We start from the raw sequence: 16,732 nt of genomic DNA on the forward strand, positions 1-16,732 counted from the left end.
CAGGATCAGTCGGGTCAACAGGATCAGTCGGGTCAACAGGATCAGTCGGGTCAACAGGATCAGTCGGGTCAACAGGATCAGTCGGGTCAACAGGATCAGTCGGGTCAACAGGATCAGTCGGGTCAACAGGATCAGTCGGGTCAACGGGATCAGTCGGGTCAACGGGATCGGTCGGCTCGACCGGATCGATCGGATCAACGGGATCAGTCGGATCAACGGGATCGGTCGGGTCTACCGGAGCAGTATCATCGGCATCAGCGGCCTGGGGGACGCCATCCAGGTCGAAAAACTCGGCTTCGCCAAGACTGCCGGAGGTTTCGAAACTCTGCGGGTCGGTTTCTTCGGCAATGCGCGCAACGCGCACGAAGTCGTGACTGCCACCGCCGCCGCCGCCTGCGCCACCGGCGGCAGTAGCATCAAGCAGCTCAAGCAGGTCACCGTCTTCATCATCGAGGGCGGCAAGCAGAGCTTCCAGGTCTTCATCTAGCACGCTGGCTTCGTCTGTTGCCACAATCTGGTCGCTGTCCAACTCAGGAGTAACGACAACCTCTTGACCGCCTTCTACCAGATTGATACCGGTACTATCGGCAAAGTCCAGCTCGACTCGGCCGTCACTTGAGGTGATCAGCGTTTCACCTTCCTGGAGCACGTCACCGATGCGCAGTTCACGCAGGTTACCGTCTGCATCACGCGCCCAAGCTTGTCCAGTAATCGAGATAATGGTTGCCGCGGCCATAGGTTACTCCTAGATGAGCTGAGAAGCCGTCTTGGCTAGCGTTGCTTGAAGCGCTAGAAAGAGTGACGGCATATGAGCGCATCATAGGCATAGGCGCTAGTAAAAAATATTGTACCGATGGACAAAAAAGAGGGGGAATTCAAAAAAGACAGACCGTGCCTGAAGCGATGAAGCCTCAAGCACGACATATTCAGTCAGAAGTGGTGGAATGATCGCGTGTGGCGAGCTTCAAGCTCAGTTGCAGTCGGTCACGTACCTCGAGCTTTTTAAAAATGGTGCTCAGGTGAGCCTTGACCGTACGCTCGGTGATTTCAAGCTGGCGTGAAATTTCCTTATTGCTGGCTCCTGACATGACCGCGAGAGCCACCTTACGCTCCCGCTCGCTCAACAGGCTCAAACTCTGGTTGGTGGCAACGTCATGATAAGGGGTACGCGTTTGCAGTGCCTTCAAGGAGCCGCCCAGCACCTTGGCCAGAAGATCCTGCCCCACCCACACTCCCTGATTGGCCACCACCAGCGCCACCTGCTTGAGCACGTCCACGGCGGCCAGCGTATGTACATAACCGCGGGCGCCAAGGTCCAGTGCTTTCAGCGCTTCGCGGTCGTTAGGCGTATAACTCAGCACAACCACCGTGGCCCGGACGCCCACCAGTTGCTGGGTGAGGGCTGGCCAAGCTTCGGCAGATGTTGTAAGCCACACAATATCATCTGCCTGTACCTGCTCATTGACGTCATGAACCTGTAAGGGCTCGGCATCTGGAAAAGCCGCTTTCCAACGCGATTTCAGGTCGCCGTCTGTGGTCACAAACCAATTTGTCATTAGCGCTCCCCCATTGAATCACGCCATGCCCTCAACACAGGCTTGAGCATAAACTGCATCACCGTTCTCTTTCCGGTCACGATATCGACTTGTGCGGTCATCCCGGGGATGACCTGAAGCCGCTCGGCGACGTTTTCGTTTTCCAGGCTACGTACCCGCACCAGATAAAAGGTATTGTTATCATCATCCGTAATGGTATCGGCGCTTATGTGCTCAAGCTCAGCCTGCAATCCGCCATAAATGGCATAGTCGTAGGCCGTCAGCTTGATAGTGGCGGCCTGGCCCGGGTGCAGGAATGCAATATCCTGTGGAGCAATGCGCGCTTCTACCAGCAGCTGGTCATCGCTGGGTACAATCTCGACCACCTCCTGACCGGGCTGGGCAACTCCGCCGATGGTATTGATATGAATACGCTGCACCACGCCATCGACTGGCGAGCGTATTTCAGTTAATCGCACACGGTCCTGAAGGCCCGTTCCCGACTGCTGGAGCGCATTCAGATCACCTATCGCCTGAGCGAGGTCGTTGCGCCATTCGCTCCTGCGCTCGGCACTTAGCTCGCGCAGTTGCGTCTGCGCTTCCTCGACGGCTGCCTGCAACCGCGAAACCGCTGCGTCTGCCTGGCTTCGCTCACCGGTCGCGGCGGACACCTGACGCTGCAGGCGTAGTATTTCCACTTCGGAAACCGCCCCTGATGCGAGCAGAGGACGGGTCAGGTTGAGTTCCTGGCTTGCCATGTTGACTTCACGCTGAGCGGTATCGCGGCGTGCCACGGCCTCACGCAGCTCTTCCTCACGCTGACGAATACGATCCCTCAGCACATTGGTCTGCTCACGCAGCTCCTCACGCCGGCTTTCGTAGGCTTCTCGCTCCTGCAGGATAATGTCCGGCACTTCCTGACGCAGCTCGTCAGACGGTTCGAAATCGGTATCGGTAGCCAGCGCGCGAAGCCGCTCGGCGCGCGCCTCGAGGGCAAAGCGCTGCGCACGGTTTTCACGAAAATCAGACACGAACCGTGTAGGGTCGATCTGCATGAGCACATCACCTGCGCTCACTACCTGCCCTTCGCGCACCATGATCCGCTCGACCACTCCGCCGTCGAAGGACTGAATGCGCTGCAGCTGGCTTGCCGGTATAACCCGGCCGGCCCCCCGGGTAACTTCATCAATGGACGCAAAATAAGCCCACACCAGCAGGGCAATCAGCGTAAGCAAGACCGTATAGAGAAAAAGGCGAGCCCGGATGGGCTCTTGCTGCATGCGCGCCCAATCGGTATCGCTTGCCCAGTCACGGCTCAGGTGCGCCGAGGTAACGCGCCGGGCAAACAGCCGATCCATGAACGGGCGAAACGGTTTCTGGCCTTTTTCGGAGAACCGGCCAATGGCGTCGAAGCCTTTCTGTTCAGCCGTCGATGAGGACTTGCGGGCCATTATGATGCCCTCCCGATCTGACCGTTACGCAGCGCCTCGACGACCGTATCGCGCGGACCGTCGGCAACGACCTTGCCTGCATCCATGACGATGATGCGATCGACCAAAGACAGCAGCGACGTGCGGTGAGTGACGACCAGCACCGTCTTGCCTTCGGCCACCTTGGTCAGGTTGGCCTTGAACGCCTCTTCGCTGGCGTTATCCATCGAGCTGGTAGGCTCATCAAGCAGCAGGATCGAGGGATCTTGTACCAGCGCGCGTGCAATGGCGACCGACTGTTTCTGACCACCGGACAGCGCCTGACCACGCTCGCCGACCTGCAGGTCGATACCGCTGGGATGCGCGTTCACCAGCGACTTTAGCCCGGCAATTTGCAGCGCTCGCAGTAGCTCTTCATCATCGACATGATCACTTCCTCCACCGGCCACGATGTTATCGCGCAGCGAACCGGCAAACAGGCTGACATCCTGCGGTACATAGCCAATATGACGCCGCAGCTCAAGCGGATCCAGCTGTCGAATATCGACATCATCGAGCATGATGGAACCCGATGTAGGCTGGTAAAAACCGAGAATCAGCTTGTTCAACGACGACTTGCCACAACCGATCCGTCCCAGCAGCGCGATCTTCTCGCCCGCCTTGATGGAAATGGAGACATCCCTGAGCGCGTCACGCTCTTCGTCAGGGTAGCGCAGGGTGACTTTTTCCAGCCGAATGTTGCCGGCCACACTGGGCTTTTCGACGTAAGCCTTGCCTTCATGACGCTCGACGCGCTTGTCCATCACCTTGTTCAACGACTCGAGCGCCGTGGAGGACTGATGGTACTGGGCAAGCAGCGCTGCCGCCTGGCTGATGGGCGCCATGGCTCGCGAAGAGAGCATATAGGCGGCGATCAGCCCGCCCTGGGTCAGGTTGCCTTCGATGATCTGGTAGACACCCACGATGATGACACACACGGCAACGCTGCTTTGCGCCCACTGCGCCACGCTGGACACGGACGTACTGACGTGTTTTAGCTGGGCACCGGTGCGCGACAGAAAGGCAGACGCTTTCTCCCAATGACGCTGAATCCGACTCTCGGCGCGCAGCGCCTTTACGGTTTCCAGCTGCGAAATCGACTCCACCAGCAGCGCATTACGCTTGGCGCCCACCTCCCAGGTGGTTTGCGAGAGCTCATGCAACTTGCCCTGGGCGGCCAGCGCGTATAGCAGCACAAATACGATACCGGCCAGTACGGGCAGTATCAGCCACGGATTGATCAGCGCAATGATGGCGGCAAACAGAAGTACAAAGGGCAAATCGACGATGCCGAGAATGGTAGCCGAACCGATAAAGGCGCGCACCGATTCAAACGACTGCAGCGTAGAGGTAAATGAGCCAGTAGAAGCCGGCCGCTCCTCGAGGCGCATGCCCAGCGATTTGGCCATGATGGCAGATGACAGTTTCACGTCGGCCCGACTGGCCGCCAGGTCGACGAATCCCGAGCGCATGAGACGCAGCGCCAGATCAAAACAGATGACGATGAAAACGCCAATTGCCAATACCCAAAGCGTTTCCGTTGCCTGGTTGGGCACCACCCGGTCATAAACGTTGAGTACGAACAGCGGCATCGCCAAGGCAAATAGATTCACCGCGACCGAGCCCAGCACGATATCGCGGTAAAGCTTACGGTTTTCCCGGATCACTCCCCAGAACCAGTGCTGATCGCGCTGTTTCTTTACGCCAGGCTCTGATGCATGATCCGCCCTGAACTTGGGCCGCACGTAAATTGCTTCACCGCTGTAGCCGGCGTGCAGCTCATCGAGAGAGATTTCAACCGCTGCATCGGAAAGCTCGGGGAAAATCACCTGAGCCTTCTGGTTTTTCATATCCAGCGCCAGCAGCACGCAGGCCCGGCCCGGCTCCAGGAGCAAAACGGCGGGAAGGAGCGCAGGGTTGAGTGCCGACAAACGACTCTTCACGATACGCGCAGTCAATCCCGCGCGTGTTGCCGCCCGGCCGAATACAGAAGGTATCAGCCTGCCCTCTTCCAGGGGCAGGCCGGCGATCAATGCTTCACTGGACACTTCATGCTGATGAAACGTGGCAATGGCTTTGAGACACTCCAAAAGCTCATCACTAACTTTCTGCTTGCCACCGGGCAAGGAACTGGAAATTTCCAGCTTGCTTTGCGTCACGAAGACCTCATTACATTAGCAACCGTGTACGTGAAATACCGCCGCGGAACGCTCTCACCTAAAGCCTGTACGAGCAGCGTCAGTTGACCGCGCCGCGAATACCAATAACAGAGCGGCTCGGTCATAGTATCGACAGGCTAGTCGTTTAATTAATAGCCAGCCGTAAAATCTTCCAGCGTGAACCCCTGGGGCCCATCGTTGGCACAGACCTGCCCGGGCGCCATCGACGGGGCTTCATAACCAAGTTCAGCAAGGCTTGGAACGTCATCTCGCGCCACTTGCAGGGTTTGCATCAACTGCCCCATGGCCGCCAGCGTACGCGCTTCGGCCAGGGTACGATCAAACTCGGCATTGGCATAGGCACGGCTGGCTTCAAAATACTCGTTCTCGCTATCCAGAACGTCCAAAAGCGTGCGCTGACCGATATCGAACTGCTGTTGATAGGCCCCCCGCACCCGATCGATCGACTGGCGGTGATCATTCAAGTAGCTGAGCTGTTCGGTTATCCGCTGAGTATCGTTATAGGCGATCTGGGTGGTCTGGCGAACGTTGGTACAGGCAACTTCGCGCTGATTGATGGCCTGCTCGATACGCGTGGCAGCAGCCTCAAACGCCGCGCGGTCGCTACCCCCGCGGTACAGGTTCATGCTGGCGACCAGTTGAATGCTGTGCTCATCACTGCGCCCCGCCAGGGAGTTATCCTGATTGTTGGTACCGGTACGGCCTTGAATATCCAGACGGGGCATGTAGGACGCCCGAGCGCCATTTTGCTCGGCGCGCTGCACTTCGATGTTCTCCATCGCGGCATAAAAATCCGGATTACCCTGAAAGGCCATTTCCACGGCTGCATTCACGCTAGGCGGCAGTTGACTGGTCAATGAAGGCGCTGGCGCCATGTTCTGCGCGGGCAGGACACCCACGATACGTTGATAGCGTGCGGTAACGTCGTGAAGGTTGGAGGCCTCCGACATCAGGTTGGACTCGGCAAGCGCGAGACGCCCGCTGATCTGCTCAAGATCCACTCCACGCCCAGCCCCCGAGCGGGCTCGCTCCTCGATTTGCGAAAATACCCGCTGATGCTGGCGATAGTTGTCTTGTGCCAGGCGAACCAGCTCACGATAACGCAGCACATCCAGATAGGTACGGAAGGCTTCCAGGGCAGTGTCTTCACTGGCGCCCAACAGCTGAAAATAGGCAATCAGGCGCGTATGATCCAGACGCTGCACTTCACTGCGCGTGGCAAAACCGTCGAACACCATTTGCGTCAGGGTCAGCTCGGCAAAATCGCTGCTGTAACTGCCCTGCCCGTCGTTCTGCTGATCCTGAAGCCCCACCCCACCTCTTACATCGATAGTAGGCAGGTAGTTGCCCTTGGCCGCCCTCACATCGCTACCCGATGCAGAGAAATTGGCCCAGGCGGCATTAACGTCAGGGTTACTGACGATGGTTTGCTGAATAACACTGGGAAGATCAGTAGTACCCGGTGCATAGAGGCTGGCGGGCAGAGACTGAGCCGAGGCGGAAAACGGCAGACAGGCAAGGGTGGCGAATGTCAGCGGCTTAATGGCAGTGTTCAAGAAAGTCTTTTTTAATTTTACTTTCACTTTACGGTTCATCAAGAGAGATCCCAGTTGCATAAAATAATTAGCTAGCAAAGGAGCCGCTACTTACACCACCCCGTTGCACTTGCATGAGGCTCATATGCTTGGCGCTTTCATTAAGCGAATAAACCACATAGCTGGAATACTTAAAATTTTATAAGCGATTTAACTATTCTAGCCGATGAAAACGACCTCGCAAGAAAGCGTATCAAACAAAAGTTACGCAGGATTTACAAGATACAAACAAAAATAAACATAGCGCTTACTCCACCCGCTGAGGCTTGGGCTGAAGCTGTTGAACGCCTAGCCCTGTCAAGATCAAGACGAGGCCTAGAAAGGTTGAGAACAATATCGGCTCTCCAACGACAAAATGAAGCAGCATCAGCGAAACAGGCGGCGATAGAAAAATCAGGTTCGAGACCTTGGCCGTTCGCGATACCTTATGCACCGCGAGCTGCCATAAGATGAAGGCAATGCCCATTTCGAACAGACCGACATAGACGCCGGCTGCGAAAGCTTTCCAGCTATGCCATTCAAGCCCCGGGCCAATCAGCAATAAAACTGTCAGGACCGGTAGACCGACCGTAAAATTCTGCCACTGCCCCACCAGCGGCTGACGCGTATCACGCGCGTTCAAAAGCCAATAAAGCGCCCACAGAAGCGTGGAGGAGAGCGCCAGTGCCACACCCACGGGGTCGGCAAACGTAACGTTCAGCACCGCACCGCGTGTAGCGATTATCCAAACCCCGGCGTAGGCCACCAAGCCGGCAATGATGTCCATACGGGTCAAGCGTTGGCCGAGCAGGGGAACGGCGAGAAACGCCATGGCCAACGCCCAGGTGTAGTTCAGCGCCATTGCCTCTTGGCCCGGCAAGCGGTCATACGCGGCAAACAGCACCAGATAGTAGGCCACCGGATTCATCACTCCGGCCCAGAGTGCCGTCTTCCATCCTTGGCTCAACGCTTGTCTCATGTTGCCCTGGCGGATTACCAATCCGCCCATCAACATCCAGGAAACCAGGGCGGCCAGCCACATCAGTTCAAGCGGGCTCATGTAGCTCAACCCCACCTTGAAGGCGGTAGCGACAGTTGACCACAAGCCTACCGCTCCTATCCCGTACAAGATGGCCTGACGGTCCTGACTCATCGGTCAACGTGCCCCAGGTCACGCTCGGGAGCGATCAGGTCTCGAACGCGCTGTTTCAGCACCTTGCTATCTGGAAAACCACCATCCCGCTTGCGCTCCCAAATCAGCGTTTCGTCACACCAGATTTCAAAGGTGCCGCCGTGCGATGGCGCCAGCGCGACTTCATCCAGACTCTCCTTGAAGGTTGAAAGCAGCTCCTGGGCATACCAGGCACTGCGCAGAAGCCATTGGCACTGTGTGCAGTAGCGAATCTGAATTCGTGACACGTTTGGATTCCTTATTTCTATAATGTGGCATTCTATTGACGCATTTTGTCACCCAAGGACCGTTACCGCCAAGGAGCCCCGATGGCCAAACAAGACGTTTCCCAGTCTCGCCTTTTTGAATGGCTGACCGGAGATGAAGATAGTCGCTTATGCGCTGATATTCCTGAAGATGCCTGCGCGGAACAGCCGCGCAACTTTTTTCTTCACCTATGGGCCTCGTTGGGCAACAAGCTGGCTGACGAGCTTTCCAGTGCTCGCCTGGTCCTGCCCTGGCTGATGGGAATCATGGGGGCGCCGGTATGGATGGTTGGCTTTCTGGTTCCCATTCGCGAAGCAGGTGCCCTGCTGCCCCAGGTATTTGTAGCAGGGTTCATTCGCCTCAAGCCAAAGCGCAAGGGGGTGTGGGTAACAGGGGCGCTGCTGCAGGCGTTTGCCGCCTTCGCCTTGGCCGGACTTGCATTGGCGGGCAGCGGCAGTCTAGGCGGTGCGGCAGTGCTGGTGATATTGGTACTGCTGTCCCTGGCACGGGGGCTCTCCTCCATCGCCAGCAAGGATGTGATGGGCAAGACCATTGCCAAGCGCAAGCGCGGTACCCTCATGGGCTGGAGCGGCAGCGTGGCGGGCGGCGCCACCCTGGTGGCGGGCGGCGTACTGATGCTGCTGGGCGATCAGCCGGGGAACCTGGCGTTGGCGGTACTGCTTGGCATTGCCGGCTTTAGCTGGCTGCTCAACGCACTCAGCGCTGCTCGTATCAGGGAGGTTCCTGGCGCGGTGGAAGGCGGTGAAAATGCCTGGGGCAGCATCAAGCTCGGGCTTTCGCTCCTCAAGGAGGACCGCAATTTCCTGCACTTCAACATCGCCCGTGCGCTGCTACTTTCAAGCGCCTTGGCACTACCCTATATTGCGCTGCTCGGTCAGCAGCAAAGCGGCTCCGACCTGGGCGGTCTCGGCCTTCTGGTGGTGGTTTCCGGAGTCGCCGCCATGATAGCGAGCCCTATATGGGGAAAATTGGCCGATCAGTCTAGCCGCCAGGTGATGCGCAATGCCGCCACCGGCACCATATTGTGCTGCGTGCTGGGCGCCAGTTTTGCCTGGCTGCCCGGCGAGTGGACACAAAGCGTCTGGCCCTATGCGCTGGTGTATGGGCTACTGGTCATCGTGCATCACGGCGTTCGCCTGGGGCGTAAAACCTACGTGGTCGATATGGCTACACAGGATAACCGGGCACTTTATGTAGCGCTCTCCAATACCATCACGGGTATCTTGATGCTGTTTGTAGGAGGCGTGATGGGCGGGCTGGCCCAGCTGCTTGGAAGCGCTGCACTCCTGCTGCTTTTGGCTGTAACGGCTGCTGGTGCCTGGTTTAGCGCCCACAAGCTTCCTGAAGTGGAATGACGATCTTGATTGCAAAGCGTCGCAACGCTCGCCATCATGGGCGTTAGATGGCAGCCATGTGCCGAGGTGCTGCTATTTTAGGTGTGATAAGTGATTTGAAATGCCGCTTAGCTCCAGCGCTGATGGACAGCGCCATGGCTACGGAAGAACCAAGGCAAATAGGAATCCTTAGATGAAACGATCTCCCCTGATCAGTCCTGAACTACTCGAACGCATCGTTGACGCTTCTGAAGACGGCATTGTGGTTGCCGAACAGGAGGGTGATGAAAACATCCTCATCTATGTCAACAAAGGGTTTGAGCGTCTTACCGGCTATAGCGCAGACGAAATTCTCTACCGTGACTGCCGGTTTCTGCAAAATGATGACCGCGACCAAGAAGCATTGGATGCCATTCGTCAGGCCCTCAAGGACGTACGGCCGTGCCGCGAAGTGTTGCGCAACTATCGCAAGGATGGCTCCATGTTCTGGAACGAGCTCTCCATGACGCCGGTTTTCGATGAATCCGACAACCTGATGTATTTTATCGGGGTACAGAAGGATGTCACCGATCGTGTAGAAGCGCAGCTGGCGCTTGCCGAACTCCAGAACAGCGATGAGGCGAAACGCAAGGCCCACATTCAATAAGATTACCAAAAGGCCTTGACCTTCAACCCGACCAGCGGTATATAGCGGCTAGGCGCTAGTACAGCGTTTGGCGCTTCCTCTCATCGAGAAGCCGTTGTGATGCCGGCTCGCCGGCTTGGGTTGGAGGGCATACCATGAGCCGTGACCCCTTGAATCGTGAAAACTACTCGTCTGATAGCCTGGAAGCCGACGAGTTCGACAACCTCGACGCTGTCAATGACGACCAGTTTGGCAAGCATAAACCCAGCAAGGCCGATACGTTGCGCGCTCGGCGTCAGGTAGAAGCCTGGCTTGAAGAGCGGCGTCTTCAGCGAGCCATCGAAGATGACTGGGACGTCTGATTCGTCCTCCTGCGCCTGATCGTGGTTTTGTCTGACGGGGGCAGCGACCTTGCCTGTCCCCAGCATCTGGCATCCCTATAGTTCAAGTCTTTCGCTCCACGACACTACACACTGTACCTCGAGGCCGTGGCGCCTGGTCTCCCCTTCTGGCCTTTCCAGGCGTAGCGCACTATCATTTGAGCCCTACTCCAGCACACTGCTGTCGTTATTCATCAACCTAACGGATTTCCATGGCGCAATACGTATTCACCATGAATCGGGTTGGCAAAGTTGTGCCGCCCAAGAAACAAATTCTCAAGGATATCTCGCTCTCGTTCTTCCCGGGTGCCAAGATCGGCGTACTGGGCTTGAACGGAGCGGGTAAATCCACACTGCTGCGTATCATGGCCGGTGTCGATAAAGAGTTTGAAGGTGAAGCTCGTCCGATGCCGGGTATCAACGTGGGTTACCTTCCCCAGGAGCCGCAGCTCGACGACGAAAAGAACGTTCGCGATACCGTCGAAGAGGCGCTGGGCGCCATCAAGGAAGCCCAGCAGAAGCTCGATGCGGTTTACGCAGCCTATGCCGAGCCCGATGCCGACTTCGACGCCTTGGCAAGCGAGCAGGCCCGGCTCGAGAACATCATCGAAGCGGCCGATGCGCATAATATCGAGCGCAAACTCGAAGTGGCAGCAGAAGCGCTGCGCTTGCCGCCCTGGGAGGCGAAAGTCGGCAACCTTTCCGGCGGTGAGCGCCGGCGTGTAGCGCTTTGCCGGCTACTGCTTTCAAGCCCCGATATGCTGCTGCTCGACGAGCCTACCAACCACCTGGACGCCGAATCGGTTGCCTGGCTTGAGCGCTTCTTGCACGACTACAGCGGTACCGTGGTAGCCATTACCCACGACCGTTACTTCCTGGATAACGTCGCCGGCTGGATTCTGGAGCTCGACCGTGGCCAGGGTATCCCGTTTGAAGGCAACTACTCCCAGTGGCTGGAGCAGAAAGAGCAGCGCCTGACCCAGGAGGCCAAGCAGGAAGCCTCGCGTCAGAAGGCCATCAAGCAGGAGCTTGAGTGGGTACGCAGCAATGCCAAGGGTCGTCAGGCCAAGAGCAAGGCGCGTCTCAATCGCTTTGAAGAGATGCAGTCCGGCGATTTCCAGAAGCGCAACGAAACCAATGAGATCTACATTCCGCCTGGCCCGCGCCTGGGCGACAAGGTGATCGAATTCCACAACGTCACCAAACGTTTTGATGACAAGCTGCTATATCAGGACCTCTCCTTCACCATTCCGCCCGGTGCGATCGTCGGCATCGTGGGCGGCAACGGGGCGGGTAAATCAACGCTGTTCAAGCTGGTCACGGGTAAAGAGCAGCCTGATGAGGGTAACGTGGTCATCGGTGATACCGTGGATATCGCCTATGTCGAGCAGCTGCGTGATGCGCTGGATGACAAGCAGACCGTGTGGCAGGCGGTTTCTGGCGAGCAGGACATCCTCAACATCAACGGCTACGAAGTCTCCTCGCGTGCCTATGTAGGCCGCTTCAACTTCAAGGGCAACGATCAACAGAAGCGCCTGGACGAACTCTCTGGTGGTGAGCGCGGCCGTCTGCAGCTGGCCCAGACCCTAAAACAGGGTGCCAACGTGCTGCTGCTGGATGAGCCCTCGAATGACCTGGATATCGAGACCTTGCGTGCACTGGAAGAAGCCCTGCTGGCGTTCCCCGGCTGTGCCATGGTGATTTCTCACGACCGCTGGTTCCTTGATCGGATCGCCACGCATATCCTGGCATTCGAAGGCGACTCGGAAGTAGTCTTCTTCGATGGCAACTACACCGAATACGAAGAGGATCATAAAAAGCGGGTCGGCAACGATACTCCCAAGCGGATGAAGTACAAGCGTATCGACGCTTGAGGTTAGCCTCCCAGCATGCAAAAAGCCCCTTTCGGGGCTTTTTGTTTGTTTACCTGACGTGGCGCTCCTTACGTGACACAACGTCTCGCTAGCGGCGCCTGCCGGTGAACAGCGAGACCACAAACAGGATCAAGAAAAGCACAAACAGGATCTGGGCAATCGTGGACGCGACGCCGGCAATTCCTGAAAACCCCAGCACGCCTGCAACGATTGCAATAATCAAAAATAGCATCGCATTGCCTAGCATCGTCTTTCTCCTTCTCCTTGGTGACGCTTTTTCATTCAAAAGCGTACGTTACCTTACGCAAGATCTGCTTCGACACACTTCAGCTTTGGCGATAAGCCGCTATTCGTCAAGAAAATGAAGCCAACTTTGCGCGCCGCTTGCAACGTGTCGCGTTATCCATTACCCAGCGTGACGCTAAAGCGGCTTGCAGCAACCAAGGGCCAGTCAGCAAAGTGACAGACGTAGTGCTAGAGATAGTACTAGAGTCAGTACTAGAGATAGCGCTAGAGATAGTAGGCGCCCTTGGTCAACCCTTGCGCGATGAAGCGCATGATCCACTTGACCGGGGCAATAAAACGCATCCCGCCTGACTCAATGGCCAAATGCGCCTGATGCGCCTCGTCAGACGCCATTTGCCGCAGCAAGGCGTGGGAGCGTTGATCACCTGCGATCAGCTGCTTTTGCTGGTCTTGGTAATGCTTGCCGGCAAGCTCTCGCGTAGCGCCTATCATGCCCAGGCTGAGACGATCGCTGGCAAGGCCCGAAGCGGCTCCTACCCCGAACGCCGAGGCATAGAACAGCGGCGTGAAGTAGCTGGTACGGCTGTTCAATTGCCTGAGCCGAGCATCGCACCAGGCCATATGATCAAACGCTTCCGAGGCGGACTGCTCCATCTGCCCGCGCGCGTGGGGCAACGCCGCGGTGGCGCTCTGCCCCTGGTAGAGCCCTTGATTGGCAACGCCGATGAGATGATTGACCCGCATCAGTCCCGCCGTGTGGCGTCTTTGATGACCATCAAACGCCATCTCCTCGAGCTTGCTGGCCGGGTCGTTACGCTGGGGCTTGGCCGCATGAGGGACCAGCGAGCGCAACGCGGCATCGAACTGCTGAATCATGCAATCAGACCGGCTAAGTTGGCGCTTCATGGCGTACTCCACATGACGACTAACAAGAGGATAGCGAACATCGTGAATCGGATAGTCAACAGCAACCTATCCAGCAGGCCAGGTAAAGGCCCGACCGCCGAGCAGGTGCATGTGAATATGGTAGACCGTCTGCCCGCCTTTTTCGTTGCAATTCATCACGACCCGATAACCATCGTCGGCAAAGCCTTGTTGCCTGGCAAGCTGTGCGGCGGTGAACTGCAGACGGCCGATCAAGGCAAGCTCCCCCTCTTCGATATCGTTGAGGGTGGCAATATGCTTTTTGGGAATGATCAACTGGTGCGTAGGTGCCGTCGGGCTGATGTCGTTGAAGGCCAGTACATGGTCATCTTCATAGACGATATCCGCCGGGATTTCACGATTGATGATCTTGCAGAATAGACACTCCATACCTACTCCTAGTTATCGATACGTTGAACGGCGCTTGAAGAGCGCGTAGCGCCTCAGCGAAAGCGGCGCTGCGCCAGCAGGTGGCGCACCAGTGGCGCCAGTATAAGCTCCATGGCAAGCGACATGCGCGCCCCGGGAACCACAAGGGTATGCGGCCGTGTCATGAAGGCGTCCTTGATCATGGCCAAGAGCCAGGGAAAATCCACGGTCGAAGGGTCGCGAAAACGAATGACCACGAACGACTCGGCATCGGTAGGAATATCCTGCACCTCGAAAGGGTTCGAAGTATCCACCGTGGGCACACGCTGAAAATTGATATGCGTGCGCGAGAACTGCGGCTGGATATAGCGCACGTAGTCATTCATGCGGCCAAGGATCGTGTCGATCACCGCCTCCTGCGAATAACCGCGCAGCTTGGTATCGCGGTCAATCTTCTGGATCCACTCAAGATTCATGGTGGGCGCCACCCCCACCAGCAGATCGACATGCCGGGCAATGTCATACTCTTCGGTGACAAGGCCACCATGAAGCCCCTCATAGAACAGCAGATCAGTACCGCACGGCAGCGACTGCCACTCTGTGAAGGTACCAATGCGGTAGCCCGCTTCGATCTTCTGCTTGTCTTCGGCGTGAATGTAGTGCCGGAACGTGCCGGTGCCGTGCTCCCCGTACTCGTTGAACAGTCCTTCGAGCCGGTCCAGCAGGTTGGCCTCGACAGCAAAATGGGAAAGCTCGTCCTTGCGCTCGGGCTCCTCGCGAAAGATCCGGTGAAGATCATCGCGGGTATAGCGGTGAAAGGCGTCGCCATCCACTACCGCGGCATGCACGTCTTCACGCAGAAACATTCGCTCGAAGCTGCGCCGCACGGTGGTGGTACCCGCGCCGGAAGAACCCGTCACGGCAATGATCGGATACTCTCGCGACATCAAGCGCCCCTCGCGTTGGAAAGCGCCTGGCGCACTGGCTCAGGCACAGTGACAGGCTTGCCCGTTGTCAGATCGATGAGCAACTGATTCACTCGGGCGGTGGCCACCACACGCTCGCCATCACGCTGCACAAGGCGCTGATACACGGTCAGCGCCTTGCCCATGGGTGCCGGCACGGCCGTCTCGATGATCAGCGCATCCGGAAAGCGGGCTTCGCTCTGATACTGCACGGCCAGATCCGCCACGATGCTCGGATAGCCTGCCATATCCCACTCGGCAAGTCCCAGGGCCGCAAAGGCCTGCACCCGCGCCTCGTGCAGAAGCGATACCAGCGCGTCATGGCCCAGGTGTCGGCCGTAGTTCATGTCGGTTACCCGCACCGTCAGGGGGTGACGATGAATAATCGCTTCAGCGGGGAAATCCAGCTTTACACGTTCCATGCCTGTTTCCTTTCGGTTATGCGGGCAGCGCACCGACAACGCCCTGTTATGTGACGTTATCTGCTTAGGTGACGTTATCTATACCTGCTGCTCGCGGGCAATCGCCCGATAAGCGATATCGCGGCGGTACTCCGCGCCTTTCCAGTCGATGGCGCTGACGCCCTTGTATGCCTGCTGCTGCGCCTCGCGCACGCTTTCACCCAGCGCCGTGACGCACAGCACGCGCCCGCCGGCGGTCGTGATATCGCCTGCCTCGGTGCGTGCAGTACCAGCGTGAAATACCTTGCTGTACTGCTCGGCATCGCTCAGGCCATGAATGACATCACCCTTGGCGTAGCTGCCGGGATAGCCGCCTGCCGCCATCACCACGCCCACGGCAGCGCGCGGGTCCCACTGGCACGCCTTGCCTGCCAGCTGTCCTTTCGCTCCTGCCAGGCACAGCTCGGCCAGGTCAGACGTCAGGCGCATCATGATCGGCTGAGTCTCAGGGTCACCAAAGCGACAGTTATACTCGATCACCTTGGGCTGGCCGGTGCTGTCGATCATCAGCCCGGCATACAAAAATCCGGTGTAGGGATTACCTTCAACAGCCATGCCCTTCACGGTCGGCACGATGACCTCCTGCATGATGCGGGCATCGATTTCAGGGGTCACGACCGGGGCCGGCGAATAGGCGCCCATGCCGCCGGTATTGGGGCCGGTATCGCCGTCATAAGCGCGCTTGTGATCCTGGCTGGTGGCCATCGGCACAATGCTTTCTCCGTCCACCATGACGATAAAGCTGGCCTCTTCGCCATCGAGAAACTCTTCGATCACCACGCGAGCGCCCGCATCGCCAAAGGCATTGGCTTCGAGCATATCGCGAATGGCCGCCTCGGCCTCGGCTTCGCTCATGGCGACAATCACGCCCTTGCCAGCCGCCAGGCCGTCGGCCTTGATGACGATGGGGGCGCCAACCTGCTTTAGGTAGTCAAGCGCAGGCTCGACCGCGGTAAACGTCTGATAGGCCGCCGTGGGGATCTTGTGGCGCGCCAGAAAATCCTTGGTGAACGACTTGGAGCCTTCCAGCTGGGCGGCGGCCTGGGTAGGGCCGAAGATGGCAAGTCCGGCGGCCTGAAAGCGATCCACCACGCCCTCCACCAGCGGGGCCTCGGGGCCGACCACGGTCAGGCCGATATTTTCCTCGCGGGCAAAAGCTTCAAGCCCGGCCAGGTCGGTTGCCGCAATATCAATGTTGGTCAGCTTGTCTTCCGTGGCCGTACCGGCGTTGCCCGGTGCGACGAACACCTGCTCGACACTGCTTGATTGCGCCAGTTTCCACGCCAGGGCATGCTCGCGGCCGCCGCCACCTATCATCAAAACCTTCATGTTCTTCC

Annotated in this window: 17 protein-coding genes; 4 read left to right on the top strand and 13 right to left on the bottom strand. The window is 57.8% G+C overall.

Going from position 1 to position 16,732, the window contains the following annotated elements:
- The 7 genes from HW452_RS10705 to HW452_RS10735 all read right to left on the bottom strand — a co-directional run.
- A partial coding sequence (locus HW452_RS10705; RefSeq protein WP_224106101.1) for a retention module-containing protein occupies positions 1-736 on the bottom strand: 736 nt, incomplete at its 3' end.
- Between the two features lie 190 nt (positions 737-926).
- Complete coding sequence (locus HW452_RS10710; RefSeq protein ID WP_224106102.1) at positions 927-1,556, bottom strand: response regulator transcription factor; 630 nt, start codon at positions 1,554-1,556, stop codon at positions 927-929.
- Entirely contained in the window at positions 1,556-2,986 is a 1,431-nt protein-coding gene (locus tag HW452_RS10715) for an HlyD family type I secretion periplasmic adaptor subunit (RefSeq protein ID WP_224106103.1), read from the bottom strand. Before HW452_RS10715 ends, HW452_RS10710 begins: the two co-directional genes overlap by 1 nt.
- Positions 2,986-5,163 (bottom strand): type I secretion system permease/ATPase, encoded by a 2,178-nt coding sequence (locus tag HW452_RS10720; RefSeq protein ID WP_224106104.1) that lies wholly within the window; start codon positions 5,161-5,163, stop codon positions 2,986-2,988. The genes HW452_RS10715 and HW452_RS10720 overlap by 1 nt, the downstream gene beginning before the upstream one ends.
- Before the next feature lie 149 nt (positions 5,164-5,312).
- Complete coding sequence (locus HW452_RS10725; protein WP_224106105.1) at positions 5,313-6,740, bottom strand: TolC family outer membrane protein; 1,428 nt, start codon at positions 6,738-6,740, stop codon at positions 5,313-5,315.
- A gap of 286 nt (positions 6,741-7,026) precedes the next feature.
- Entirely contained in the window at positions 7,027-7,911 is an 885-nt protein-coding gene (locus HW452_RS10730; protein ID WP_224106106.1) for a DMT family transporter, read from the bottom strand.
- A complete protein-coding gene (locus HW452_RS10735) occupies positions 7,908-8,177 on the bottom strand; it encodes a SelT/SelW/SelH family protein (RefSeq protein ID WP_224106107.1) in 270 nt (89 codons plus the stop codon). Before HW452_RS10735 ends, HW452_RS10730 begins: the two co-directional genes overlap by 4 nt.
- Positions 8,178-8,258: 81 nt before the next feature.
- Here HW452_RS10735 and HW452_RS10740 point away from each other — a divergent pair, with 81 nt between their 5' ends.
- The 4 genes from HW452_RS10740 to ettA all read left to right on the top strand — a co-directional run bounded on the left by HW452_RS10740 (position 8,259) and on the right by ettA (position 12,430).
- Positions 8,259-9,572 (top strand): MFS transporter, encoded by a 1,314-nt coding sequence (locus HW452_RS10740; RefSeq protein ID WP_224106108.1) that lies wholly within the window; start codon positions 8,259-8,261, stop codon positions 9,570-9,572.
- A gap of 172 nt (positions 9,573-9,744) precedes the next feature.
- Positions 9,745-10,197, top strand: a complete 453-nt coding sequence (locus HW452_RS10745) for a PAS domain-containing protein (RefSeq protein WP_224106109.1) — start codon at positions 9,745-9,747, stop codon at positions 10,195-10,197.
- 134 nt (positions 10,198-10,331) lie between these two features.
- Positions 10,332-10,538: a PA3496 family putative envelope integrity protein gene (locus HW452_RS10750; RefSeq protein WP_224106110.1), complete on the top strand. Its 207-nt coding sequence runs from the start codon at positions 10,332-10,334 to the stop codon at positions 10,536-10,538.
- A gap of 230 nt (positions 10,539-10,768) precedes the next feature.
- A complete protein-coding gene (gene ettA, locus HW452_RS10755; protein WP_224106111.1) occupies positions 10,769-12,430 on the top strand; it encodes an energy-dependent translational throttle protein EttA in 1,662 nt (553 codons plus the stop codon).
- 88 nt (positions 12,431-12,518) lie between these two features.
- On the opposite strand, the gene HW452_RS10760 is transcribed toward ettA, so the two are convergent.
- The 6 genes from HW452_RS10760 to purD form a co-directional block, all read right to left on the bottom strand.
- Positions 12,519-12,677, bottom strand: coding sequence for a DUF1328 domain-containing protein (locus HW452_RS10760; protein ID WP_224106112.1), 159 nt, complete (start codon positions 12,675-12,677; stop codon positions 12,519-12,521).
- A 263-nt stretch (positions 12,678-12,940) separates the two neighbouring features.
- A complete protein-coding gene (coq7, locus tag HW452_RS10765) occupies positions 12,941-13,582 on the bottom strand; it encodes a 2-polyprenyl-3-methyl-6-methoxy-1,4-benzoquinone monooxygenase (protein ID WP_224106113.1) in 642 nt (213 codons plus the stop codon).
- Between the two features lie 66 nt (positions 13,583-13,648).
- On the bottom strand, positions 13,649-13,990 hold the full coding sequence (locus HW452_RS10770) for a histidine triad nucleotide-binding protein (RefSeq protein WP_224106114.1): 342 nt from the start codon (positions 13,988-13,990) through the stop codon (positions 13,649-13,651).
- A 53-nt stretch (positions 13,991-14,043) separates the two neighbouring features.
- Entirely contained in the window at positions 14,044-14,916 is an 873-nt protein-coding gene (locus HW452_RS10775) for a phosphoribulokinase (protein WP_224106115.1), read from the bottom strand.
- Positions 14,916-15,356 (bottom strand): acyl-CoA thioesterase, encoded by a 441-nt coding sequence (locus HW452_RS10780; RefSeq protein ID WP_224106116.1) that lies wholly within the window; start codon positions 15,354-15,356, stop codon positions 14,916-14,918. The genes HW452_RS10775 and HW452_RS10780 overlap by 1 nt, the downstream gene beginning before the upstream one ends.
- A 78-nt stretch (positions 15,357-15,434) precedes the next feature.
- On the bottom strand, positions 15,435-16,724 hold the full coding sequence (purD, locus tag HW452_RS10785; RefSeq protein WP_224106117.1) for a phosphoribosylamine--glycine ligase: 1,290 nt from the start codon (positions 16,722-16,724) through the stop codon (positions 15,435-15,437).
- Positions 16,725-16,732: the final 8 nt, after the last annotated feature.

It is taken from the genome of Vreelandella aquamarina (assembly GCF_020075495.1).
Classification (GTDB): domain Bacteria; phylum Pseudomonadota; class Gammaproteobacteria; order Pseudomonadales; family Halomonadaceae; genus Vreelandella; species Vreelandella aquamarina_A.

What these genes read in the sequence shown, in the direction of transcription:
- HW452_RS10730 (WP_224106106.1), bottom strand. Translation starts at nt 7,911, where the DNA reads ATGAGTCAGGACCGTCAGGCCATCTTGTACGGGATAGGAGCGGTAGGC.
- HW452_RS10740 (WP_224106108.1), top strand. Translation starts at nt 8,259, where the DNA reads ATGGCCAAACAAGACGTTTCCCAGTCTCGCCTTTTTGAATGGCTGACC.
- HW452_RS10775 (WP_224106115.1), bottom strand. Translation starts at nt 14,916, where the DNA reads ATGTCGCGAGAGTATCCGATCATTGCCGTGACGGGTTCTTCCGGCGCG.
- coq7 (WP_224106113.1), bottom strand. Translation starts at nt 13,582, where the DNA reads ATGAAGCGCCAACTTAGCCGGTCTGATTGCATGATTCAGCAGTTCGAT.
- HW452_RS10750 (WP_224106110.1), top strand. Translation starts at nt 10,332, where the DNA reads ATGAGCCGTGACCCCTTGAATCGTGAAAACTACTCGTCTGATAGCCTG.
- ettA (WP_224106111.1), top strand. Translation starts at nt 10,769, where the DNA reads ATGGCGCAATACGTATTCACCATGAATCGGGTTGGCAAAGTTGTGCCG.
- HW452_RS10715 (WP_224106103.1), bottom strand. Translation starts at nt 2,986, where the DNA reads ATGGCCCGCAAGTCCTCATCGACGGCTGAACAGAAAGGCTTCGACGCC.
- HW452_RS10745 (WP_224106109.1), top strand. Translation starts at nt 9,745, where the DNA reads ATGAAACGATCTCCCCTGATCAGTCCTGAACTACTCGAACGCATCGTT.
- HW452_RS10780 (WP_224106116.1), bottom strand. Translation starts at nt 15,356, where the DNA reads ATGGAACGTGTAAAGCTGGATTTCCCCGCTGAAGCGATTATTCATCGT.
- purD (WP_224106117.1), bottom strand. Translation starts at nt 16,724, where the DNA reads ATGAAGGTTTTGATGATAGGTGGCGGCGGCCGCGAGCATGCCCTGGCG.
- HW452_RS10770 (WP_224106114.1), bottom strand. Translation starts at nt 13,990, where the DNA reads ATGGAGTGTCTATTCTGCAAGATCATCAATCGTGAAATCCCGGCGGAT.
- HW452_RS10760 (WP_224106112.1), bottom strand. Translation starts at nt 12,677, where the DNA reads ATGCTAGGCAATGCGATGCTATTTTTGATTATTGCAATCGTTGCAGGC.
- HW452_RS10710 (WP_224106102.1), bottom strand. Translation starts at nt 1,556, where the DNA reads ATGACAAATTGGTTTGTGACCACAGACGGCGACCTGAAATCGCGTTGG.